Below are 25,342 nucleotides of genomic sequence, written 5' to 3'. Positions count from 1 at the left end.
TTTGGTTTTCCAATTCATTTGATTTGATTCGAGGCAAAAAATTAATGTTACGTGGTATAAAAAGATTAAATCGTTATGAAAACAGAATCCTAAAGATTGCAAAGTTAGGTGGTAAACTTGTTAGATTAAAACAATATGGCTTTTCTTCTAAAACGGAAGAAGGATTTAGATTCCCCATTTATGTATTAGAAATAGGAAAATCGAAAGCTATTAAAAGTAATGTTTCAGGCCTTATTGCAGGTGTTCATGGATTAGAAACAATTGGGATTCGTGTTTTATTAGATTTTTTAGATGATCTTTTTGCCCGCAAAAATTCTGTTTTGTATCAGGAAATCAAAAATGGTGAAGTTGGCATTGTCTGCATTCCGGTACTAAATCCGGGTGGAGTTGCTTTAAAAAGACGTTCGAATCCAAAGGGCGTAGATTTGATGCGAAACTCTGGGGTAGAAGCGGTAAAAGCGCCATTTTTTTTTGGAGGGCATAAGTATTCAAATTTTTTTCCGTATTATCGCGGTAAGGTGTTGCAAGTAGAGTCAAGAGTTTTAGATCGATATTTTAAAGAATATTTCCTTCATGCTGAAAATCAATTAATCCCAGTTGTAGATATTCATTCTGGATTCGGCACTGTGGATCATGTTTGGTGGCCATATGCAAGTACACATGAGCCATGTGCTGATGAAGATTTATTTCAGAAAATTGGTTCAAATTTTACAAATCATTTAAATCATTTCCTATATCGATTTGGACCACAAAGTGAAACTTACACAACCCATGGTGATCTTTGGGATAGATTGTATGATAAATTCCAATCAAATATAAAAGAGACACAACCTCCCATTTCTAAGCATTTTCTCCCCCTAACATTGGAAATTGGGACATGGTCGGATATTAATTTAGATCCATTGAAAATTTTCCGAAAAAGAGGAATCTTTAATCCTTCACGCGAATTGAAACAGAAATCAATCGTTAGCCATCGAAAATTTTTATCCGATGTTATACGACTTGCAAAAATGAATCCTTCGGACATATACTAGATAAAATTATGTTTCGATTTTTGTAATTATTCACTTTACCTTTTTTGATTTTCTGGTAAATTTACCCATCTAAGGAAATTAATTTCTTAAATTAAATCTAATGTACCAACTAAGTGAAGTTCTAAATCTGATTTTCGATAGCATTGGTATTTTAATTATTGCAAGACTTTTGTTCCTTCAGCTGATTCCAAAATATAATTTTTTATTCACAGCATTTCTTTTGATATGGTTTAGTAATGTTTTTACAGTTCTCGAAGGATATTATTTTCACGATTTTTTTAATATTTTAGAACATTCATTTTATTTTTTATCATCCGTTTGTTTTATCTTAAGCTTAAAACGAGAAATATTGGTTAACCAACATTGAAATGAATCTAATTGTTTTGTTAAATATTTTATCGCTATTATTTTGTTTGGTGGCATTTTTCTTAATTGTAATTCATATCATTAAAAGACCTTCCTTCCGAGGAGAAGGGTCTTTTTTGATGTTACTTGCTTTGATTCCTTGTTATGTAAACATTTCTAATATTTTTGAACATGGTTTGTTTATTGATTATTTTGATGAATACGAAGGTTTTTTTAAAGATTTGTATGCAATGATTCTTTTGATTTTTCTATATGTTAGTTCCATCAAAAAAGAACAAAAAACTAGAGTCGCACAGGAACACCAGATTAAGTCTGACCTAAAATTAAAATCAAAACTTCTAACCGAAATACACCATAGAGTGAATAATAATCTACAAATTATATCTGGGCTTATGGCCTTACAAATAGAATCTGAAAAAGATGAAAAGTTGACGGCATCTCTTAATTTGATTCAAAATCGAATTCAGGCTATTGCATCAGTTCATAAGATTATTTATGGCTCACCAAATTTGCTTTTTGTGAATTTGAATCAAATATTTTCTTTAATCATAAGTAACTTAAAAATTACCTATTTGAAAGTTGATGTAAATATAGAATTACGAGAACTAGTGGAAGAAGGATTAGAGATGGATCTAGATCGTGCAATTCCGATTGGGTTAATCTTAAATGAATTGGTTTCTAATTGTTTTCGTCATGCTTTTAAAAAGGAACAGAAAGGAATCATTGAAGTTAGTTTAGGAATACTAGGAGAAGAGTTTGTTTTAGTCATTCGAGATAATGGAATAGGAATGAATATTGAATCCGAGGATAAAGGAATAGGGTTGATGTTAGTCAGAAATTTAGTAAAACAATTACAAGGAACTATTTTGATTGGAACAGAAAATGGATTAACATTTGAAATTAGATTTCCTAAGACAAATTTGAATCCCGTAAAAATCTAAGTAAATTTATAGATATAAGATTTCTTCTAATTTCGTCACTTTGTAATTTGCTTCCTTTTGGAAAGGAAACAATCCAGTCGGATCAATGTAGATAGTTTCAACATTTGCTCTTTTTCCAGCTTCCAAATCAAATACATAATCACCGATCATTATCGTTTCTTCTGGTTTTGCATTCCATTGTTTCATCAAATACAAAATTCCATCTGGATTTGGTTTGGGAATTGCACGGTCTCTGCAAATAATATTCTGTTCTGTGAAAAAACTCAATATCCCTGCTGCACTTAATGTTTCTAAAGAATTTACAAAACTATTACGCGTTAATATGCCTAATGTTTTTGTTTGTGAGTGAATTGTTTTTAAAAAATTAAAACAACCATGTGATGCCTTTGCCAATTTCGCAATTTTGAATTCAATTTCATCTAATTCTATACGTTTTTGCTTTTTTATGTTAGGTGGAAGCATCGAAAGGGATGTCAATATGTCAATATCTGCTGGGATACCAAGTTCTTGTTTGATTGCTAAAAAATCATGTTGGGCAATGGTTAATGTGCCGTCCATATCAAAAATCCAAAACTGTTTCTTCTGGTGAAGTTTCATCTATGATACAATTCAAAGTCTTTTTTTGTGTTAATATTTTGCATAAAAATTTCTTCTTCTAAGGGTAAATTAATAAAGACTGAAGTTTTTTCTAAAGCTAATATTTTTTTTTGTAAAGAAAATTCAATCTTTGGATTATGATAGTATGATTGAATCCATTCCTCTAAAGTTGATTCGTTATAAATTGCACATAATGGTTCAATTCCATTTTTCGTTTGATAAAATATACCTGATGAATTTGGGTTTTCATGAAATTGATCTATCACTCGTTTGATTGATTTTAATTTGATGGAAGGAGAGTCCACTGCAAGTGTGAAAAGTGCTTTATATTGAATGTGATTCGATTTTAGAAAATGATGTGCAGAAATTAACCCACATAATGGGCCTCGTATGTTTTCAAATTGGTCAATAACAAAAGAGTTATTGGGAAGCCATGATTCATAGAGAGAGAGTTGCTCTTTTCGAAGTGACAAAAAGAATTTGAATTTGAAAATTGAAATTTTTTTAATGAGAACTTTTATGAAGCTTGAATTTTTTCCAAATGGTAAAAATGCTTTATCTTCACCCATCCTGGAACTTTTCCCACCAACCAAGAGTAAAAAAATGATATCACTCGTGGTTTGAGTCATGAAGACATCCCTTTGACCATTCGGAACTACCATCTTCATAATATTCTTTTTTCCAAATTGGTACTTCATGTTTCACTCGATCAATAATGTATCGGTTTGCTAAATAAGCTTCATCTCGATGGACTGAACCAGTGGAAACGATTACAGCAATTTCGCCTACGTTCAGCTTCCCTAGTCTGTGAATACAATTTGCATATTGTAGATCCCATTTCTGTTTAGAATCCTGTAATATGGAATTGATCATTTGATTTGCCAATTCTGAATATGCCTCATAATCTAAATGGGTTACGATTTTTCCCTCATTGATATCACGTACAATTCCAGTGAACATTACATACCCACCCATACTTGGTAGAGATGGTATGATATTTGTTAGTTCAATTTTGTTATCTGTTATATGTTCCATTGATTGATCTGCTATCCTCCACTTGATGGAGGTAAAATTGCGATGATCGCATTTTCAGGAATCACTTCAAAATCATTTGCAATTCTCTGATTGATGGAAACCCTACTAACATTTATAATTTTCGATGCATTTGGATTTTGTTTGCTCAACAATTCTTTTAATTGAGTAACGGTAATATGTTCGCCAATTTCTGTGATTTGTTTCGCTGTAAAAAAATCTTTTAAAGCTGCAAAAAACAATATTTCTGTCTTCATCTAACCTCCAATATATTTCATTGATAATTCTGAACCAATGAATTTAGCTTTTTTCGTTAACATAGCTTGGTTTAAAACATAGTGGACTTCATTACTAGAATGTGGCACTTCGAAGGAAGTTTCATCACTTAGACAACCATAAATTCTACCTTGACTGTCCATTCGCAATCGATTACAACCTTCACAAAAAGGTTCTGTATGATTGGCAATCATTCCGAAAATATACCCCTCTTCTGTGATAAAATATTGTGCGGTAGAGTCTGGTGCCGTTGGATAATCTTTAATTTGGTATCTAGTTTTAATCTGGTTTCGAATTTCTTCTGCAGAATAAAAATACAATGGGTGTTCTTTGTGGAGAGGTCCCATTTTCATAAATTCTAAAAATCGAATGGGTATCGATCGTTTGCCTGCCCATTCCAATAAATCCAAAATTTCCGACTCATTGAATCCACGTAAGATCGTGGAATTAATTTTGATTTCGAATCCTATTTTTTTAGCTGTTTCAATTTGCTCTAAAATTTGGAGTACAGGATTTTTTCGATCACTTAAAGTTTCAAAACCTTTCTGTGAAATGCTATCCAATGAAAAATTGATTCTCGTAAGGCCAGCGGATTTCATTTTTTCTATGAGTCCTTTGTCAAAATTTCCATTTGAAGTGAGAGCAATTTGTTCTATCGAATGTTCTTTTATAATTTGGATTAACTGGATGAGATCTTTGTGGAGGGTGGGTTCTCCTCCAGTTAAGTGTACTTCTTTAATTTTGATATGTGGAAGTAACCTTTTGAGATTTGTGTTTAGGAGCTCTGGACTTAGGTATTGGTTGTATGATTTTTTTGGATTGTGTTTTTCTTTTTCCTTGGGTGCACAATATACACATGCGAAATTACAATGGGATAAGATACTAATTCTCAAAACTTCAAATTTTCTAGTATCCAAGGACATCGTTATAAACGAATTTATACAGGAATTATCAGTTGGAAACTAAAATTGATTTTTTTCCTTAAATTCAAAACAAATTTTATTAAAAATATATTTCTAAAGTATCCTCGCGTTATTGTTCAAAAAATTTATGACTAATGATCAATCAAAATTTTTCCAGCGTCAATCCTTAGTCTCAGAAATTGGACTGGAGGGCCAAAAGAAGTGGAATGATTCTTCAGTCCTTATCATCGGAGTGGGCGGTTTAGGATGTCCTTCTGCTTTGCAACTTGCTTTGTCTGGGATCGGTAGAATTGGTCTAATGGATTTTGATGTTGTTGATGTCTCAAATCTGCATCGGCAAACATTGTTTACATGGAAAGATATTGGTCGAAAAAAAGTAGAGGTTGCAGCGGAAGTATTAAAAAATCATGTTCCATGGTTACAGATAGAAAATTTTTCGGAATATTTGAATCGAAACTCTAACATTGATTTTAAGAATACATGGGATGTGGTTTTAGACTGCACAGATACCATCCAATCAAAGTATACAATCAATGAAATTTGTTTATCAAATAAGATTCCTCTTGTAACCGCTTCCGTTTTTAAGACAAGTGCTCAATTTGCTATATTTTCAGGAGATGGGAAACCATGTTATCGTTGTTTGTTTCCTGAGTTAAATGAAGGTGATACATTGAGTTGTAATGAGGGAGGTGTATTGGGAATTCAGGCAACATTGGCTGGAACCTACCAAGCTTCTTTGGCATTGCAATATTTGTTAAATCCGAATCAAATTGATTTCAATTCTGTATATTTTTTAGAATGGAATCCACTTTCTTTTTACCAATCAAAATTGGAAAAAAATCCTGAATGTAAGGCTTGTAGTGCACATCATAAACAGATTTTAAACAAGAGTAAAACCCATGAGATAAATGTGGAAGGTTTTTTGAAACTGAAGTTAAATACTCCTGTTACACTGCTTGATGTAAGAGAGAATGAAGAGATCCTTCAGTTTCCCATACCCGATACAATTTGGTTTCCCCTTTCTGCATTAGAAAAAGGGAAATTACCAAACCTGAACGATGACCAAATCATAGTATGTGTGTGCGAATCAGGAGTCCGTTCCAACAAAGCTCTTTCGTATCTTTCAAAATTTAAAAGTAAATATTCTTTGATCGGAGGTCGCAAAGTATTGTCCCAGTATTTGAATGATAACAATCCATACTAACTTGAAATTTTCAAAATTTTTACCTGGATCCCACTAAACGCAGCATTTCCAGAAAACTCATCAATCGATTGGTCGTCTGTTAAGTCATTGATGCTAACGCCAGAATATTGAGTTGCAACTTTTTGATTTGTGCCACTTCGATTGTGTCCAAAACCATGAGGGATACTAACGACTCCTTTCATCAATTCATCTGTAATTTCGACAGGTATGCGTAATTTTCCGACTTTCGATTCAACAATTACTTCTTCATGATTCGAGATTCCCAAAAAACTTGCATCATCTGGATGAACCATCATCGTACACCTTGGTTTACCTGTCATAAGTTTTGGTAAATTATGCATCCAAGAATTATTATTTCGCAAATGCCTTCTTCCTATTAATAGAAATGGAAATTTGGAATGACCAACATTTAAGTGTTCATTGAATTTTGTTTTTAATCTAGGAATATCGTTCTGTAATAAAGGAGGATAGAGTTGGATTTTTTTATCTTCTGTGTAAAGTCTTTCTGGAAATGATTTTTTAAGTGGTCCTAAATCGATTCCATGTGGGCTATTTTTTAGTAGTTCCAAACTCATTTGAATTTCAGCATTATTTTTTATTCCGTAAGGACCAGATTTTAATGCATGATCAATGATGCTAGCGGGTGTTAGTTTTGTCCTTATCAATTCACTTGGTAATTCCTTCCCAGAACGTAATAGTTCGATTCGTTTTGTCAAATCGGCAAAAATTTCCCAATCATGTAACATTCCTTCTTCGGGTTGGAATAGCGGTTGGTTATAACGCGATGTATTTCTAACAGCAAATACATTGAATATTAAATCGTAATGATCATGTTCTAAAGTTGACGTTGGAGGCAAAATATAATGAGCATGTTTTGTGGTTTCATTTAGATAAAAATCAAAACTAATCATTAGATCTAGTTGAGACAATGCTTTTTCAAGTTTGGATCCGTTAGGTGTGGATAAAACAGGATTCCCAGCTGATGTTGCTAAAGCTCGAATTTGACCTTCTCCTTCCGTTAAGATTTCTTCCGCTAATGCTGAGACAGGTAATTCATCGTTGAATTCCGGAAGTTTTCTCACTCGTGATTGATAAGAATTAAAACTTCCAGGTGAAGATCTCATTGTCGATCCTTCTCCTACTAAATCAACGGCAGGTAATGTGAACATGGCACCACCTTCTTTGTCTAAATTTCCAGTGACAATATTGATGACATTGATCAGCCATTGGCACAAAGCTCCAAATTCTTGTGTGGAAACACCAACTCTCCCATAACAAACTGCAGACGAAGCATTCACAAACTCCAACGCAATTTTTTCGATTGTATCGATCGGTATCCCGGTGATTTTCGAAACAACACTCGGATGGAATTCTTTCACTAAATTGATTATTGAATCCAAATCTTTCTCTTTAATTAGTGAGTTTGGTTTGTTTCGTTTTTTATCAAATATTACGTTTAAAAGTGAAAGTAAGAAAAAAACATCCGTTCCTGGTTTGATAAAAATATGTTCGTTTGCATGTTCCGCAGTTTCTGTTTTCCTTGGGTCTATTACTACATATTTTCCACCTCTATCTTGAATCGCTTTTAATCTTTTTTTAACATCTGGAACTGTCATCAAGCTACCGTTAGATGCAAATGGATTCCCACCTAATATAAGAAAATATGCAGTGCGATCAATGTCTGGGATTGGTACAAGCAATTGGTGACCGAACATCAAATAGGAAAGAAGTTGGTGGGGTAGTTGGTCTACCGAAGTTGCAGAGAAATTGTTTTTTGTTTTGATCCGACTTGCAAATCGTTGTCCATATAACATTGAACCATAATTATGAACATTTGGATTTCCATTGTAGATGGCAACAACGTCATTCCCATACTTCGATTGTAAGTCTACAATTTGTTTTGCGATATCGGAGAGTGCTTCGACCCAAGAAACTTTTTCCCAACCTGAGTTTGTTCTTTTGATAGGAAATTTGATTCGATCTGGATCTTCGTATAAACTTTTTAGTTCTGGACCTTTTGGGCAAATATGCCCTCTGCTGAACTGATCAAGAGAGTCACCTTTGAAATTTTGGATGGTCCCGTTTTTGATTTCGATTTGGAGCCCACACATGGCCTCACATAAATTACAGGAACGATAATGTGTTTGGTCCATATTTCTCTCCTAAGACAAAAAGTTTAGAAAAGAAATTTTAGAGAGACAAGTTTAAATTTGTCTCTCAATCAAAAATTGGATTCACTTTTGCGGTTAGTTTGCTGTCGCCAATTCCGCTTTTTTCTCTCCCTGCGGTACGATTTGGTTCATTTCTTCGCCAACTTCCTTTTCTTCTTCCATTGTGAATCGAACTAATAAGGCAAAAAAGGAAGAGACGGTTACGATCACACCTATGATTAAGAGTGCATTTTGGTAACTGACTTCTCCTCGGAACAAAAATCCGGCTGATACTGCCCCTACGTTGCCACCAGCTCCAACAATACCTGATACAGCACCGATTGCTTTTTTGTTAACAAAGGGAACTACTGAAAATGTTGCACCTTCAGACATTTGCACAAACAAACTGAAAACAATCATTGAAGAGATAGCAAGGATAAGTGATGACATTTGAGAAAACAAGATCAAACAAATTCCTTCACCAGCAAGAGCCGCAGATAACCAGATCACTCGCCCACGTAATCCCCATTTGATACCAAATTTATCTCCAAAAACTCCACCTAACGTTCTTGCAAAGAGATTCATTAAACCGAAAAGTCCTGCGATAAGTCCTGCAGTAGCAGGAGTTAACTTGAACTGGTCTACGTAATACAAAGCAGCAATGTTGTTAATTGTAAGTTCAATTCCGAAACAAGCTCCATATGCTAAAAATAATAACCAAACCCTAGAGTCTTTTATCACCAAAAGAAAGTTAGATAGTGTATTTTTTTTACCACCTTGGAATGTAGGATACGTTTCTTTGATGTCTTTAAAATTTCCACCAGGTGTATCTTGGGTACCGAAGTAATATATAATTCCCATTAAAAATAATGCTATTCCTGGAACTACCATGGCAAGTCTCCATGAAACTCCAGTCGTAAATCCAAATGCGACAAAGAATCCAAATATAATTGGCATTACCATTTGTGTCACACCACCACCCAGATTCCCCCAACCAGCGGTTGTAGCATTAGCTGTACCAATGATGTTCGGTGCAAACATAACCGATGTATGGTACTGAGTGATCACAAACGATGCTCCTATAGCACCGATTGCCAAACGTAAAAGTAGAAATGATAAATAACTGTCAGCAAGTCCTATGGACATAACGGGAATTGATCCAAAAATCAACAAAAAAGTGTATGCGATTCTTGGTCCAATTTTATCACACAACCAACCAATTAATAGTCGCATAAATATTGTTATCGCAACAGAGGCAATAATGATATTTCCAATTTGTGCTTTAGTGAGAGAAAGTTCTTCTCTGACATAAACCATAAGTGGTGCAATTCCAAACCATCCAAAAAAACATAGAAAAAATGCAATCCAAGTGAGGTGGAATGTCCTCATTTGGGGAGTATTGAAACTGAATAAATCGATCTTAGTTGCTTTCGCATGAGGTGTAATCGTCACAGGAATGATTCTCCTTATTTAAGATTACTTTGCAAAAAGCGTACCAAATGTCCAATTTGGAACGGCTCGTAAAAGGCCTAAAACGGCTGTTTACTAACCATATGGAGTGAAAGAAAAACGGATTCGCATAAGAAAATAAGAATTGTATAAAATACGAAATATCTGTGTACGTAACGTACAAATTGATGAGAATTAAATTACCAAGGTAAAAACTCGATCACTTGTTCGGAATGCAATTGTTTTGAGTCACTTGGAAAGATACCAAGTCCATCTGAGTTTCTACCGGCTTTGATATCTCCACTTCCATTAAAAGGAATAGAAGCCAAATATGTTTTTTCTTTTGTTACCAATTGAACGGGAAAGAATTCTGTTAGGTTATGTTTTTTCTTTTTTGAGTCGAGGATTGGAAACTTCAAACTTGATTCTCGTTGTAGAGAAAATGAGGCTCTCAAATACGGATCGATAAAAATACGAAAACATGTTTGTACACTAAAGGGATTACCGGGAAGCCCAAAAACAATCGTGTTATCTTTTTTGCCAAACCAAATTGGTTTTCCTGGTTTAATAGCAGTTTTGTGAAAGATATTCTTCACTCCTAACTTTGTTAGTAAATTAGGGACTAAATCTTTTTCTCCCATTGAAACACCACCGGATAAAATTAATACGTCGGAGTCTAATCCTTGTTTTATGGTATTTTCCATTTCGGTTTGATCATCGGGCACATGTGTTATTTGATCGGGGGTGATTCCAAATTTTAACAATGAGGTAAAAATCGTTATAGAATTTGAATCACGGATTTGATGGGGAAGTGGATTTTCATGGATTGGAACAACTTCATTCCCTGTTGATATGATGCGTACTTTGGGGAACGAAAACACTGCAACATTCGCTTTACCGACACTAGCGAGCAAAGAAATTTCAGAAAGACGTAGTTGTGTTCCAATCGATAAGAGTGAATCTCCTTTTTTTGCATCTTCACCTTGTTTTGCGATATTTTGCCATTGTAATACCTGCTCCATTGGGAAGGAGACAGTTCGAATTCCGTTTGTTTCTGAAAGGACTGAATCTTCAATTTTGATCACAACATCGAAACCTTCTGGTACTGGCGCTCCTGTCATGATGCGAATCACCGACTCATTCGGAAGTTTTGAAAGGGTGAAACCTGCATGTAGTTCTCTATGATACTGAAATTGTTTCCCTTGCAAATAATCATTGTAAGAAATTGCGAACCCATCCATCGCTGAACGATGGAAAGGTGGATAATCGCGATCTGCAAAAATATCTTCAGCCAAAACTCTTCCTAAAGCATTACTTAGTGGGATGAGTTCTGTACCATAAGATCTAGATTCTTTGAGTATCGAATCAATTGCTTCCGTATAGGAGATCAATGACCTTCACCTCTCATCATTTTTTTTGCATGGAAAACAGCTGGTAAAATCGCAGTTAAACTCTCACGTGCTCCATTGCTACTCCCTGGCACTGCGATAATAACCGTTTTTCCAATACTACCAGCAACTGACCTTGATAACATGGCAAAAGGAGTTCTATCTTGTCCGAAGGATCTCATAACTTCTGCAATACCTGGAATTTCTTTATCGAACATTGGTTTGATGGTATCGGTTGTGTTATCTCTTGGACCAAGACCTGTTCCACCAGTTGTTATAATTAGATCTATCTTTTCTTTTGTCCAAGTAGATATAGTTTGTTCAATTTCTTTTGGTTCATCGGGAACAATTTTGATCTCTAAAACTTGGACACCTTCGTTATTTAGCAGTTCGGCGATGATTTTCCCAGATCCATCTTCTTTATTTCCAGAAAAACATGAGTCCGAACACACTAATATCTTTGCATTTGAACCTTCCACAAACTTTGTTATTTGTTTGTCTGTTTTCCCACCTTTTTTCTCTAAAAGCCGAACATTTGAAATTTCCAAGGATTTATCAATAGGTTTTAATAGATCATAAATTACAAGTGTTGCCACAGTCACACCTGTTAATGCTTCCATTTCGATTCCTGTTTTTCCTATGGATTTCGCTTGGGTTGTGATACGAATTGCATTTTTATCTTCAATGATTTCAAATTGGATCGAAAAAAAATCAATGGGAACAGGATGGCAATGTGGAATGATGTCTGATGTTTTTTTGGCGCCTAACAGAGCCGCTGCTTTTGCAACTTCAAACAAATCGCCTTTTGGCAAAGTATTTGATTTGATCCTTTCTATGGTTTCTTTTTGGCAGTAGACAAAACCTTCCGCTTCTGCATACCGGAGTGTGGTTCTTTTTCCAGTGATATCGTTCATTCCTATCCCTTATATTGGAGATAGAATTGAAGCACAGTCATTTTTTAATGTTTTTATTTCTTCATAAAATCGAACAATCTCTCCAACGACGATGATCGCAGGTGACTTCACATTGTTTTCCTCTACTATGGATTCCATTGTTTCCAGATTCCCTGTAAAAACTCGTTCCGATTCTAAGGTGGCATTTTGAATCACAGCCATTTTTGTTTCTTTTGAATTTCCCGAATTGATAAGTTCGGAAACAATCGTTCCAAGTGAATTTAAACCCATATAAATGATAATGGTTTTCCCGATACAGTTTACGTTTTGAAAGGAATCAGAATTGACTCCTTCTTTTTTGTGACCTGATAAAAATAGAATTTCCCTTGCATAATCTCTATGTGTTAAAGGGAAACCAAGTGAAGATGCAACACCAGACGCAGTTGTGATTCCTGCCACAATTTCACATTGGATTCCTTCTTGGAGGATTGATGCAACCTCTTCACCGACCCTACCGAAAATTGAAGGATCTCCACCTTTTAATCTAACAATAGTATGATGATCATGTGTTGCTTGGATGAGTTTTTGATTGATATCCTCTTGTAGACAACTATGAATTCCCGATCGTTTCCCTACATAAACCATCTGAATCCTTTTCCTACACACTCCAAGGATCCGAGGTGAAACTAAATCATCATAAAAAACAATATCTGCTTTTCTCAGAATTTTTAATGCTTTGATGGTGAGTAACTCTGGATCTCCAGGTCCTGCTCCCACAAGGAATACTTTTCCTCGTTTTTCAGTTGGTATGGCGGCATTCATGGTGAGACACCAAGTTGGCGAGAGAGAGTTGATTCCATTTCCAAAAAGACAGAACCATTTTCTACTATGACAGTGTATAAATTGATTTTTAAGTTTTCGTCATTCAAACACTCACCTGATTGAAGAGAAAAGTTTCGTTTGTGAAGTGGGCAAACAACTTTTGCTTCCCCGTTGGTATCTCCAAGTAAACCTCTAGATAAAACCATATCACCTGTGTGAGGGCATGCATTATCACAAGCATACCATTCATTTCTCGACTCAAAGTAAAAAATCGCAACTTGTTTGTTCCCGATTTTTGCACTGACTCCACCTTCTTTTTCAAAGTCTGAAACTGGACCAATGAATACTTTTTCTTTTGTATTTTGATTTGCTAACATGAGTACGTCTCCTTTATGATTTTACGAGGTCTTTTTCAATCCAATCTATTGGTCTAATTTGTCCACGTTCTTCTGTGAATTGTATGTTTGGATCTGTTTCGCTACTATTGACAAAGTGTTTGAATTTTTTTTGTTTTTCAGGATCTTCAACAACATCTTTCCATTCACAATGATAAGTATTGACTAGATGTTTCATTTCTTCATCTAACTGGGAGTTGATTCCAAGACGATCGTTGATCACAACGTCTTTTAAATACTCAATTCCACCTTCTAACTGCTCTAACCATGTAGAAGTTCTCATTAATTTATCAGCTGTTCTGATATAAAACATCATATAACGATCAATGTACTTGATGCATGTATCTTCATCCAAATCTTCTGCAAAGAGAATTGCATGTTTTGGATTGACTCCACCATTGCCACCGATGTATAAATTCCATCCTCTTTCGGTTGCGATGATTCCAAAATCCTTGCCACGAGCTTCTGCACATTCACGAATACAGCCAGATACCCCACATTTTAATTTATGGGGAGCTCGTATTCCTTTGTAACGTTCTTCTAATTTGATCGCAAACGAGGTACTGTCTTGTACACCAAATCGACACCAAGTAGAACCAACACAACTTTTAACTGTACGCATTGATTTCCCATAGGCATGTCCACTTTCAAATCCATGTTCCACCAAATCTTTCCAGATAGAAGGAAGTTGGTCAATCCTGGCACCTAACAAATCAATTCGTTGTCCACCCGTAATTTTACAGTACAAATTGTACTTTTTTGCAACATCGCCAATGACAATGAGTTTATCCGGAGTGATTTCGCCACCTGGGATCCTTGGTACTACTGAATATGTACCTCCTCTTTGGATGTTGGCTAAATACTTATCGTTTGTGTCTTGGATTTCTCTGTGTTTTAAAATCGGTTCATTCCATATACTAGCAATGATGGAAGCAACTGCCGGTTTACAAATTTCACAACCATTCCCTTTCCCTATCTCTTTGATCGCATCTGGAAACGACTTTAATGATCTTACTTTGATGACTTGGTAAAGTTCTTTCCTTGAAAATTTAAAGTGTTCGCAAAGGTGTTCCGTTACTACTTTTCCTTGTGTTTTTAATTCTGCTTTGAGTATAGAATTCACTTGGGGCAAACAGCCACCACAACCACTGCCAGCTTTGGAACAATTTTTAAGACTTGTGATATCGAAACATTCCTTCTCTCGGATTGCCGTTAAGATATCTCCTTTGGATACATTATTGCAGGAACAAATTTTTGCTTCATCAGGAAGGGTATCAGCTCCAAAAAGATTTTCAGAAGAGACAGATCCAACAATTAATGTTTCTGGTTCTTCTGGTAATTCCATTTTGTTGAGATAAAAAGATAATAAATTGCCATAAGCCTTTGCATCCCCAACAAGGATTCCACCGAGTAAATACTTTCCATCAGGAGATATAACAAGTTTTTTATAGACTCCACTCCTTGGATTTTTAAACACGATTGGTAAATGTTCATTTTGTCCTAGTGCATCTCCAAATGAAGCCACTTCGACACCAATTAACTTTAGTTTAGTGGAAAGATCGGATCCAGAATATACTTTTGGCTTATTCCCTGGGCTGCAAAGATTAAATGCTAGTGTTTCAGCCATCTCATAACCAGGAGCCACAAGACCGTAGATAAAGTTTCTGTGGAGTGCAACTTCACCGATTGCATAAATTCCATAGACATTGGTTCCCATTCCATCATCGACAATGATACCGCCGCGTTCACCAACTGAGATACCTGCTTCTTTTGCCAATTCATCTCTTGGACGAATCCCCGCAGAGACTATTAATAAATCGAAATCTAAAGTTCCTCCATCTTTAAAGGCAAAACCTTCAATTTTTTTGTCTCCCAAAACTTTTTCTGTTTGTTTGTTTAAATGGATTTCAACACCAATTTCTTCAATTTTTGATTTTAAGATGGAAGCTCCTCCTTCGTCCAATTGGCGTGGCATAAGTCTCGGAGCAAATTCGATGACATGAGTTTCTTTCCCTAAATCAACAAGTGCCTTCGCTGCTTCTAAACCCAGCAAACCTCCACCGAGTACTGCAGCTTTTTTTATTTTTTTACTATATTCTAATGTTTCTTCTAAATCTTCTATGGTTCGGTAAACAAAAACACCTTCTTTGTTTAAACCTTCAAGAGGTGGAATAAAAGGAGATGAACCAGTTGCAAAAATCAATTCATCAAAATCTAATTCCGTACCTAAACTTGTGACTAGTTTTCTCCGAACGGTATCTAAGGATACAGCTGGTTCTGATAATAATAATTTGATTCCGTTACTTCGATACCAATCAGGGGCAGAAAGATACAATGTATCGGCAGAACGGTTGGCAAAGTATTCTGAAAGATGGACACGGTCATAAGCGCGTCTTGGTTCTTCACCGAGCACTGTAATTTCAAATTTGTCAGTCCCGCCATATTCCACGAGTTTTTCACAGAATCTGTGACCCACCATACCATTTCCAATAACAACTAACTTCCGCTTGATCATGACTGTACCTAACCCAGGAATCGAAACTAAAGTTACCAATCACGATAACTTTCTATCCATTCATGCACGAAGTGTACCTAAGAAAGGCATCTAGTTTAAAAAAAGGTCTTAATGAGAGAAGATTCGTAAGATATTTATACAAAATGTCCATAATTTGTTAGAATATTCGAAATCCATTATAAACAAATGAAAAACTATCTTCTTTTTTGGCCGAATGATTCGATAGTTTCGGATTTGGAGTTCGATTGTTTCATGAATCTAGCAGCAAAATGTGTACAATACGTACGAAATGATCGTTTGTCTCTGTATGGATTGTTACAATTGGTTGGGTTTTATTGAGATTTTAAGAATATTCTTCTTTGTGTAAGCAATTTTATGAAATTTTCAGCATTTGGCATAAATATTGCTGACTTTCTTTTGTGCAGACTACAGAAACCTATCCTTCTACTTGTTCTTATTGTGGTGTTGGTTGTGGTGTCCTTGTCGAAAAATTAGAAAAAAATGAAATTCGAATCGAAGGGGACAAAGAACACCCGGCCAATTTGGGTTTACTTTGTTCAAAAGGGAGAAACCTACACTATACTGTGATGGATCGAAGTGATCGGATTTTGGTTCCGATGCAAAGGGCAAACAGAACTTCGGATCTCTCTAGAATTTCGTGGGATGAAGCATTGGATGGAATCAGTGATAAGTTCAAACAAATCATCAAAGCACATGGTCCAGATTCAGTTGGGTTTTATGTATCAGGTCAATTATTAACAGAAGAATATTATATTATCAATAAATTAATCAAAGGGTTTATTGGAAGTAATAACATCGATACCAATTCTCGACTCTGTATGAGTTCTGCCGTTGTGGGATACAAGATGGCGTTAGGTGAAGATAGTGTACCTGTTTCGTACGAAGACATTGAACTTGCCGATTGTTTCCTCATTGCGGGTGCAAACCCAGCTTGGTGCCATCCAATTTTATTTAGAAGGATAGAAGCACAAAAAAAGAATTTTCCCAATACAAAACTTATCGTAGTAGACCCAAGAAAAACTGATACTTGCGAGGATGCTGATTTACATTTACAAATCCATCCTGGGACTGATATTTATCTCTTCCACGCAATTGCCAAAATATTAATCGATAACAATTGGATCGAAAACGAGTTTATCGAATCTCACACCGAAGGTTTTGATGGATTAAATGTTTTTCTAAGATCGTTTGATTTACAAGATGCTGCCAATACTTGTGGCATTCCTTTGTTCGAGATTGAGTTAGCAGCCAAGTACATCCATGAAGCAAAAGGATTTTTGTCATTATGGGCAATGGGATTGAATCAGAGTGTGATCGGGGTGAATAAAAATTTAGCTCTGCTCAATTTATCTCTGATCACAGGCAAAATTGGAAAACCAGGATCAGGGCCTTTTTCTTTGACTGGCCAACCAAATGCAATGGGTGGTAGAGAAGTAGGAGGCCTTTGTAATTTATTACCTGCACACCGTGACCTAAGTAATCCTCTTCATCGGAAGGAAGTAGAAAGATTCTGGAACATCGCTGAAGATACAATCCAAAGTAAACCAGGTTATACTGCGGTTGAAATGTTCGAAAATCTAAAATCAGGTAAAATGAAAGCAGTTTGGATCATATGCACAAATCCGACTACGAGTTTGCCAGATGCTAGGATGGTAGAACAAGGGTTACGTGAGGCAGAACTTGTGATTGTACAGGATATTTCGATGAGTTCTGCAGCCATCCCATATGCTGACTATGTTTTACCAGCAGCAGGATGGGCTGAAAAACAAGGTACGATGACAAATTCAGATCGTAGGGTGACTTACTTATCCAAAATTATAGAACCTCCTGGCGAAGCGATGGCTGATACTTGGATCATCCAAAAATTTGCAACCAAGATGGGTTTTGGTTCTTTTTTCTCATACAAAACAGAAGAAGATGTATTTTTGGAACATTGTGCTTTAACGGAAGGTACAAGTATCGATATTAGTGGATTAGATTATTCGATATTAAATAAAAAGAGATCGGTGCAATGGCCTTTTCCTAAAAATAGTTTGGATGGAACTCCTCGATTATTTACAGATCACATATTTTATCGTCCTAATGGCAAAGCTAAGATTTTTGATGTCACACCAGAAGATACTTCAGAAAAAACATCTGAGGCATATCCTTTGATCCTTACTACAGGTAGAATCCGAGACCAATGGCACACGATGACGAGGACTGGCAAAGTTCGAAAACTAATGGAACACAAATCGGAGCCTTACCTTGAAATCCATCCAAAAGATGCGAATGAACTTGGGGTTATTGATGGTAGTATTGTTGAAGTTCTGAATGAAAGAGGACGTGTTCGTGTGAAAGCGAAACTCACAGATTCTATCAAAATGGGAACTGTATTTTTACCGATGCATTGGGGGAAAAAAAATAAGAATGATGCCTTTAGAGCCAATAATTTAACAAACAAAGAGTTTGACCCTTTTTCGAAACAACCTGGATTCAAGATATCAGCTGTAAAGGTCATTCCGTATAAAAAAGAAAAAGAAAAAATCCTTATCATCGGTGGTGGCAATAGCACTTCTGCATTTATCAAACATTACAAAGAACTTTGTCCAGAAGATGAAATCACTGTTTTATGTAAGGAAGAAAATCCATTATACAATCGAATTTTATTACCTGACTTTATCAGTGGAGAAAAAGAATTCATTGAGTTAGCTAGTGTCAGTGTAGAAGAAGTTGTGAATTGGGAGATTGAGTTACATACTTCAACCTGCGTAACAGAAATTTTACCTGAAGCAAAAATTGTTAAGGATTCGATGGGAAATGTTTATTCCTATCAAAAATTAATCATAGCAACAGGGAGTAGTCCTCAAATTCCAAAATCAATTTCTCCATCCATGGTAGGTATATTTAGTTTAAGAGCAAAAACAGATGCTGATAAAATCAAAGGTTTTTTTGTCCCTGATTCTTATGCTTTAATTGTTGGCGGTGGATTACTTGGATTGGAACTTGCTTCAGCACTTAAGTCTCTGGGTGTCAAAGTGACTGTACTTGTTCGCACAAATCGATTGATGTCCAAACAATTGGATGTTGTTGCTTGTGAAATTTTGAAAGAAGAAATTGAAAGCCGTGGAATTGAAGTGTTATTCAATTCTGAAATTAAAAAAGTACATGGATACGATCGAGTCACTTATGTTGAATTAAAGGACGGAAAAAAACTTTATCCTGATGGAATCGTTTATGCGATGGGGACTAATCCTAATTTGGTTTTAGCAAAAGAGATTGGTATCGAAATTGGCGAAGGCATAAAAGTGAATGAATTTTTACAAACATCAGATCCTGATATATATGCAATTGGTGAAGTCGCAGAACATACATCAGGTGTTTATGGAACGGTACTTGCCGCTGAAGAACAAGCAAAAGTAGCAGCGAACCATATTTATGGTTACCAGTTCCAAACATATTCGGGGTCTTTACATTCGAATCTTTTGAAAATTCCAGGTTTAGAACTTGTTTCTCTTCGTTTACCAGGCATTCAATTTGAGAATTTAACAGATGAATATGAAGAAATCGTTTTCCTCGATCGGAAAAGACGTAAATACAAAAAATGTATCGTAAAAGGTGACAAACTGGTCGGTGCTATTCTTGTTGGTGATAAATCGGAATTTGTAGAATATAAAAATCTGATCGCTTCAGGATTAGAGTTAGGAGAGAAACGAAACCAACTTTTATCTAGCATTTCAACCGCCAAACCGCCAAAAGGTGCCTTGGTTTGTTCCTGTAATGGCGTTGGGAAAGGGAATATCGAAGATGAAATTCTTTGCGGCGCTAAAAATTTAGCAGAAGTAATGGAAAAAACGGGAGCTGGGACTGGTTGCGGAAGTTGCAGGCCAGAAGTGAGTCAGATCATTAAAAATATGGTTTCCAATTCATCATCTTAGAAGATTCATTATTTTATCTTTTTGAATGGATTTTAATTTCTGTTTTTATCTCCAATGGAAGTGAAAGTTTTAAATCCAATAGATGTATAGTGGATACTCGTTCCAACAACCATCGCAATTAGAAATCCATAGGGTAATCCACTGGCAAGTAAACCTGTCATAATCACAATGATAAACTCTTTGCTGTTTTGAAATGAGTCTTTGATTAATAAAATAAGTGATAATGATTCAAAAAAAAGTAATGTACCTAAAATAGGTAAAGGAAATGCCTTTATCAATATTTCGATTCCATTCCCCAGAAACATTCCAGATAATAGATAAAACAAACCATACAGTAAAACAGAAACTCCTGTCCTACCTCCAAATGTATAGTGACCTACCATCCCACCGGCACCATGACAACAAGGTATCCCGCTAAAAAATGGTGAAATCAAATTCATAATAGAATAAGAAAAACCAATCTTTTTAATTGTAATTGGTTTTTTGTTTGGGAATAAATCATCTGATATTTGTTTTGTGGCAAGGATTGAATTCCCAATGGATAAAGGAATTTGAGGTAGTGTTAATAATATAAATCCCTTTAAGATCATTTCAAAATTTGGTACGTGTATAATTGGTAGATTGATTTCAAATTTTGAAAATTTTGTATATGTATCGAAATGAAAGAATAACGAATAAAAAAATCCAAAAAGGATGACAACTAATGAAGCAGGAATCTTTCGGTTATCGATCAGTAGAATGATAAACAGAAATGATATTCCAGCCAAAATATAACCTTTGGTACTTTCAGATGGGATATATTCTTTGAAGGCAAGCATACTCAAACTAATTCCTAAACCAAGTTGTAAACCTCTGATTACAGACTTAGGAACAAGTTTAGCAATTTTTTCAAGTATTCCCGTTGCTGAAAAAAACAACATTAGGATTCCAATGCTTAAACCTCCACCTAACACGATGGGGCCTGCAATTTTTCCCGTAATTACAATGGTTGCCATTGCTTTCAGTGGTTGGACAGGCATTGGTCTTTTATAGATAATGCCTGTTAGTATTTGCATACAACCAAATACAATGAAAACACTGGGAGCATGAAGTCCTGCTGCCAAAATCATTGCAATGAGAATTGGAAAATCAGTTCCAATATCGCCGAAAGCACCTGCTATCTCATTCCGATTGAAGGCAAAATCCTTTTGTTTCCACATAGTTATGTGTAAGTTGCCCGGTTCCTAACAGAGCAGAAAGTGTATTTTAACGATGAGTAAAAAAAGTAAAATCAGAAAGAATCCTATGTAAGAAGTTAATTGATAATGAGACCTAATCTCAATATTATGGAAAAATCAGTGCATAGGAAAAACCATTGAAAGCAAAACGTTTTTACCAACTCCATTTGGTTCTCGGAATGATTGGATCTAGTTTTTTACTCGTGATTGGGATCACAGGATCCTTACTTGTTTATGGGAAAGAAATCCAATCGTTGTTTACTCCCATTCAAATTCCCTTACAAGTGCATAGACTTTCATTTGATGGTCTTTACCAACAACTTGTTCCGCAATTGCCTGAGGGGAGTATCTCAGGATGGTTGGTTTCCGATCTATTAGACCAACCAGACCAAATATGGTTTCATGACACAAACATTCCAAGTAAGGAAGTTGTGTATTTACTTGATCCTTACAATGGAAAGATCGTTGGTGCGTTAAAAGAAGATCGTAGTGATAGTTTTTATGGATTTGTCTTAGTATTACATTATAGTTTATTTTTGGGGAAACTTGGATATTTTATAGTAGGTTGTATTGCAATTGTATATTTTTTACTCGTGATAACGGGAATCAAATTATACAAACGATTTTGGTTTAGTTTATTTCGGTTTCGATGGAAAGAAAGTTTTCAGATCTTGTTTTCCGATTTACACAAGTTTGTCGGTATCAATTTTATATGGTTTCATTTTATTTTGGCAGTCACCGGTGCTTGGTGGAGCATTCGCGATACATTCATTAGGAGTGAGCCTAAGGAAATCATTATCCATCAACTTTGGAGCCATAGAAATTCCATTGATGAATTGATTACTGAATCAAAGAGACAAATTCCAAACTTTCATTTAGGATACATATCCTTCCCACATCATAACCTTAATGAACCCATTGGTTTCTATGGAAATCGATATGATTCGTCTGGATGGGAAAGTCGGTATGGATCTTACCTTCAGTTTGATAGAAGGACTAAAAAAATAAATCGTATTGTCGACATTACGAAAGAAAGTTACCTAAATCAAATTCTAGATTCCTTTCGGCCATTCCATTTTGGAACCTTTGCAAACCATTATAGTAAAATTTTATGGACTCTTGGAGGATTAACACCTGCAATTTTATCTCTAAGTGGTCTTGTTATTTTTTATCGGAAGAGAGTGAACAGAAAAAAAATCATTAAATAGAGAACCCAAGAAATGGATTCTCTATCTTTATGAATATGGAATTTTATTGCCAACACTTCGTTGGATCATAACAAACATAAGTTCCGTTATACCCTTCACATGCCTCTTTTGCATTTTTTAGATTGTTGATACCATAATAAATGTAAGCAGGGATCAGATATTTGTGTTCACCTTCTGTGGAGTAAGCATAAGGGATCAAATCATTGATACCATCCACTCCATCATAATGGCATGCACTTATTTTATTGTTGATAGCACAGGGTCCATTGATCCTTTCTACTACTATATCAATTCCAATCGCATTTCCAATAGTGGCGTAAGTTTGTTCAATATTTAATTCCCATTCGGCTTGTTTTTCTAAGTATGCAGTTGAGTATTCCCGACAAAATAAATGTGGACCGTTTTTAATACTAAACCGATGGCTATACGCTATCGTTAGACCTAATTTTTGGCCTTCACTCATGCTATTTGCATTTAACTGTTGCAATGTTACAATTTCCACCAATTCATTGTTTGTTATTTTTGATTTAGGGTCAAAAAGGTTGCATTGGAGAGTATTCACTCCAATGAAAAAGGATAAAGATAGAATTTTAATTTTTGTTTTCATATTGTTCTCCGAAAAATTAGATTTTATAGGTTAATATAAATCCGTATGTTTTTGGTGCCCCTGGAACTGCTTGGAATGTTCCATCTATGTATGAGGTGAAATAGTATCGATCATTGAGATTGTTTATATAGAAGTAGGCAGATAGATTTTCTTTTTCGTAACCAACTCTTGCGTTTAATACATAGTAAGGGTCGCTATAAACAGTGTTATCTGCCGCGAAGTACATTTGACCAACAGCTTGGAATTCTCCTCTTAAAAAAATCCCAAATTCGTTTCTGTATTGAAGGTAGCTGAGTATATCGTATTTTGGTATAAAGTGTACCCACTTACCGTTAAAATTTCGATTGAGAACTGTATCTTGGAACCGATTGAATATCCCTTCTGTGTAACCAGCAGATAATCCTAGTTTGGTATCTTTTTGTGGTTTTACATACGTCTCAAGTTCATAACCTCTAATGGTAACTAACTCTGCATTTAGATTTACGTATTGTGAGAGATTGATCGCTCGGATTACATGGAAGTCCTGAGTTTCTGTATAAAACTGTGTATACTTCAGGCCAAATTTGTTTTTAAAAAATTCTGATTTGATGCCAGCTTCAATTGTGTCGTTGATTTCGGGTTTAAAACTTGCTTTGGTAGGAATATTTACAACTGTGCTATACCCGGCGTTTTTGTATCCTCTGCTTACTCCAATAAAAAACATAAGATTTTCTATCGGTTTATAATCAAAAATGATTCTAGATACATTGTAGTTGTATCGATTTTGAATTGAATACGGATCGGATAAAAGAAGTGTATCACCGATAGGATTCGAACTTGAAGGTCCGACTGCGAGTTCTGAATGAGATAATCGACTGTCTTGTTTTTCGAGCCTTGCTCCTAATGTAATCGTAAATCTTTCAAAGAAAGTGTAACTATTGTGTGTGTAAAAACTTATGTTTTTGTCGGTTAACTTAGATAGGTTTTTTTCTTGGGTGGGTGCATTGAAACCAGGGAAATCATTGATCACATAGAGTTGTACTCGATGTTCTTTCGCTTGGTCAATGTTCGTAACTTTATTGGAAGCATAGATGCCTATTTTGTACTGAAGAGGATTTTGTTTATCTTTTGATTCTAAGTAAATATCATTGAGAAACGTTGTTGATTTTTCAATGTAGATCGATCGGTTTTGATCGACTTTTGTAAAATCAGAATCGGCAGTGATTGGATCAATATCCATTTTACGCAATGCAGATGCTGTTTTTAAGTTTGAGTGTGGTAATTTGGTAGTTGTTGATAGTGAATATGTATTCCCGGTAACATTACTTTTTCCTTCGTAATCCCAATATACTTTTCTATCTCCATTCACCCGATTTACATAAGTTCCGTATAACTTCGAACAATTGGTTGGTGCCGCTACGCATCCTTGTAACAGGGCTTTTTCTCTCTCTGATTTTGCACCTAGATAATTGACAAGGTTAAGTGAACCATCATCAAAACTTTCTGCACTAATTTGTAAGTCGGCTTCAAATGTTTGGTTCGGGGTAAAATACAATCGAAATCTACCTGCCTGACCTTTTCTTCCGTCGGGATGTGTTTTGTAGATTTCGACAGGGAGCTCATAGGGTCGATTATTGGGATAATAGAATCCAGTTACGTTGGATAAGTATCCCTCTCTTTCAGTTGTTTTACCTGCGACACCGAAATATAATTTGTCATATATAATTGGAGCATTATAATATACTGATGTTTCTTGTTTTTTATAGTTCCCGATATCGAATGTGATTTTTCCTTCAGATAAATTGTTTGGTTTTTTGGTTTTGATTTCAACCACACCACCTTGGAAATTTTTACCAAATAAGGTAGCTTGGCTTCCTCTATAGACTTCAATACTTTCAAGACCGTATAATTCGGTATTAAGAGCTACATTATCATTTAAGGGAATTCCATCTAAAATCAGTCCGACCGCAGGTTCGCTAAATGCAATACTTCTCATACCTCGTATATTAAAGTATGTGAAGTTACGAGATCCTGAATCAATGATGGAAAAATTGGGAACTTGTTTGTCAATATCGCCCGTTCTGTTGATCCCTGCATCCTGGATTTCTTGTTCATTCAATCGACTGATGCTGTTAGGTGTTCGTAATATTTCTCGATCTCTTTGGTCTTTTTTCCCTGTAACATGGATCCCGTTTTCTTGTTTTGGTTTAGGTTCATCTGTTTCAGCTGATACAATAAAAACCGGATGTGGCGTCAAACAGAGGCCGGCGAAGTATATGAGAACCAGGTCAGAACGATCAAACGATTGCCATCTTTTGGAGGTTTTTAATTTGGATTCTAAATGAGAATAGATCTCAAATAAAAAGGACATACCGGCATGGTTTATGGAGGTCCTATTTTGTCAAATT

20 protein-coding genes are annotated in these 25,342 nt (G+C 35.5%); 5 read left to right on the top strand and 15 right to left on the bottom strand.

Translation table 11 applies throughout. The features are described from left to right. Positions 1–44 precede the first annotated feature (44 nt). Both ND812_RS16420 and ND812_RS16415 read left to right on the top strand, forming a co-directional pair. On the top strand, positions 45–1,034 hold the full coding sequence (locus ND812_RS16420) for a DUF2817 domain-containing protein (RefSeq protein WP_265376433.1): 990 nt from the start codon (positions 45–47) through the stop codon (positions 1,032–1,034). A 368-nt stretch (positions 1,035–1,402) separates the two neighbouring features. Then, positions 1,403–2,341, top strand: coding sequence for a sensor histidine kinase (locus ND812_RS16415; protein ID WP_265376432.1), 939 nt, complete (start codon positions 1,403–1,405; stop codon positions 2,339–2,341). A gap of 6 nt (positions 2,342–2,347) precedes the next feature. On the opposite strand, the gene ND812_RS16410 is transcribed toward ND812_RS16415, so the two are convergent. From ND812_RS16410 to ND812_RS16390, 5 genes are read right to left on the bottom strand one after another with little or no spacing between them, the layout of a single operon-like run. Continuing rightward, positions 2,348–2,899 carry an HAD family hydrolase gene (locus tag ND812_RS16410; protein WP_322113705.1) on the bottom strand — a complete coding sequence of 184 codons (552 nt, stop codon included), beginning with the start codon at positions 2,897–2,899 and terminating at the stop codon, positions 2,348–2,350. Positions 2,900–2,934: 35 nt separating this feature from the next. Then, complete coding sequence (mobA, locus tag ND812_RS16405; protein WP_265376430.1) at positions 2,935–3,567, bottom strand: molybdenum cofactor guanylyltransferase; 633 nt, start codon at positions 3,565–3,567, stop codon at positions 2,935–2,937. Beyond that, on the bottom strand, positions 3,548–3,973 hold the full coding sequence (locus ND812_RS16400; protein ID WP_265376429.1) for a molybdenum cofactor biosynthesis protein MoaE: 426 nt from the start codon (positions 3,971–3,973) through the stop codon (positions 3,548–3,550). The genes mobA and ND812_RS16400 overlap by 20 nt, the downstream gene beginning before the upstream one ends. An 11-nt stretch (positions 3,974–3,984) precedes the next feature. Next, positions 3,985–4,227 carry a MoaD/ThiS family protein gene (locus ND812_RS16395; protein ID WP_265376428.1) on the bottom strand — a complete coding sequence of 81 codons (243 nt, stop codon included), beginning with the start codon at positions 4,225–4,227 and terminating at the stop codon, positions 3,985–3,987. Continuing rightward, the gene (locus ND812_RS16390; protein ID WP_265376427.1) at positions 4,228–5,169 is read right to left on the bottom strand and encodes a GTP 3',8-cyclase MoaA; all 942 of its coding nucleotides are present in this window, start codon (positions 5,167–5,169) and stop codon (positions 4,228–4,230) included. A gap of 127 nt (positions 5,170–5,296) precedes the next feature. On the opposite strand from ND812_RS16390, the gene ND812_RS16385 reads away from it, so the two are divergent. Beyond that, positions 5,297–6,373, top strand: coding sequence for a HesA/MoeB/ThiF family protein (locus tag ND812_RS16385; RefSeq protein ID WP_265376426.1), 1,077 nt, complete (start codon positions 5,297–5,299; stop codon positions 6,371–6,373). Here the strand turns inward: ND812_RS16385 and ND812_RS16380 are convergent. From ND812_RS16380 to nirB, 7 genes are all read right to left on the bottom strand, one after another. Next, the gene (locus ND812_RS16380; protein ID WP_265376425.1) at positions 6,370–8,526 is read right to left on the bottom strand and encodes a molybdopterin-dependent oxidoreductase; all 2,157 of its coding nucleotides are present in this window, start codon (positions 8,524–8,526) and stop codon (positions 6,370–6,372) included. The two genes, ND812_RS16385 and ND812_RS16380, sit on opposite strands and share 4 nt — an antisense overlap. 93 nt (positions 8,527–8,619) lie before the next feature. After that, complete coding sequence (locus ND812_RS16375; RefSeq protein WP_265376424.1) at positions 8,620–9,975, bottom strand: MFS transporter; 1,356 nt, start codon at positions 9,973–9,975, stop codon at positions 8,620–8,622. Positions 9,976–10,172: 197 nt separating this feature from the next. Then, the gene (locus tag ND812_RS16370; RefSeq protein WP_265376423.1) at positions 10,173–11,363 is read right to left on the bottom strand and encodes a molybdopterin molybdotransferase MoeA; all 1,191 of its coding nucleotides are present in this window, start codon (positions 11,361–11,363) and stop codon (positions 10,173–10,175) included. Beyond that, complete coding sequence (gene moaCB, locus ND812_RS16365) at positions 11,360–12,274, bottom strand: bifunctional molybdenum cofactor biosynthesis protein MoaC/MoaB (RefSeq protein WP_265376422.1); 915 nt, start codon at positions 12,272–12,274, stop codon at positions 11,360–11,362. Before moaCB ends, ND812_RS16370 begins: the two co-directional genes overlap by 4 nt. Before the next feature lie 9 nt (positions 12,275–12,283). Next, positions 12,284–13,075 carry a uroporphyrinogen-III C-methyltransferase gene (gene cobA, locus ND812_RS16360; protein WP_265376421.1) on the bottom strand — a complete coding sequence of 264 codons (792 nt, stop codon included), beginning with the start codon at positions 13,073–13,075 and terminating at the stop codon, positions 12,284–12,286. Beyond that, positions 13,072–13,452, bottom strand: coding sequence for a nitrite reductase small subunit NirD (gene nirD, locus ND812_RS16355; RefSeq protein WP_265376420.1), 381 nt, complete (start codon positions 13,450–13,452; stop codon positions 13,072–13,074). Before nirD ends, cobA begins: the two co-directional genes overlap by 4 nt. 13 nt (positions 13,453–13,465) lie before the next feature. Next, on the bottom strand, positions 13,466–15,985 hold the full coding sequence (nirB, locus tag ND812_RS16350; protein WP_265376419.1) for a nitrite reductase large subunit NirB: 2,520 nt from the start codon (positions 15,983–15,985) through the stop codon (positions 13,466–13,468). 419 nt (positions 15,986–16,404) lie between these two features. Between nirB and ND812_RS16345 the strand changes: the two genes are divergently transcribed. Then, a complete protein-coding gene (locus ND812_RS16345; protein ID WP_265376418.1) occupies positions 16,405–19,923 on the top strand; it encodes a nitrate reductase in 3,519 nt (1,172 codons plus the stop codon). 32 nt (positions 19,924–19,955) lie between these two features. Here the strand turns inward: ND812_RS16345 and ND812_RS16340 are convergent, their stop codons facing one another. Then, positions 19,956–21,122, bottom strand: a complete 1,167-nt coding sequence (locus ND812_RS16340) for a putative sulfate/molybdate transporter (RefSeq protein WP_265376417.1) — start codon at positions 21,120–21,122, stop codon at positions 19,956–19,958. Between the two features lie 155 nt (positions 21,123–21,277). On the opposite strand from ND812_RS16340, the gene ND812_RS16335 reads away from it, so the two are divergent. Beyond that, positions 21,278–22,348, top strand: coding sequence for a PepSY-associated TM helix domain-containing protein (locus ND812_RS16335; RefSeq protein WP_265376416.1), 1,071 nt, complete (start codon positions 21,278–21,280; stop codon positions 22,346–22,348). Between the two features lie 43 nt (positions 22,349–22,391). Here the strand turns inward: ND812_RS16335 and ND812_RS16330 are convergent, their stop codons facing one another. After that, positions 22,392–22,955 (bottom strand): LIC_11695 family lipoprotein, encoded by a 564-nt coding sequence (locus tag ND812_RS16330; RefSeq protein ID WP_265376415.1) that lies wholly within the window; start codon positions 22,953–22,955, stop codon positions 22,392–22,394. A gap of 16 nt (positions 22,956–22,971) precedes the next feature. Further along, positions 22,972–25,305, bottom strand: a complete 2,334-nt coding sequence (locus tag ND812_RS16325) for a TonB-dependent receptor (RefSeq protein ID WP_265376414.1) — start codon at positions 25,303–25,305, stop codon at positions 22,972–22,974. Positions 25,306–25,342: the final 37 nt, after the last annotated feature.

Origin of the sequence: Leptospira limi (genome assembly GCF_026151395.1) — a bacterium.
Taxonomy (GTDB): Bacteria; Spirochaetota; Leptospiria; order Leptospirales; family Leptospiraceae; genus Leptospira_A; species Leptospira_A limi.
The sequence above is the reverse complement of the archived record's forward strand: the minus strand, read 5'-3'. Positions and strand labels throughout refer to the sequence as shown.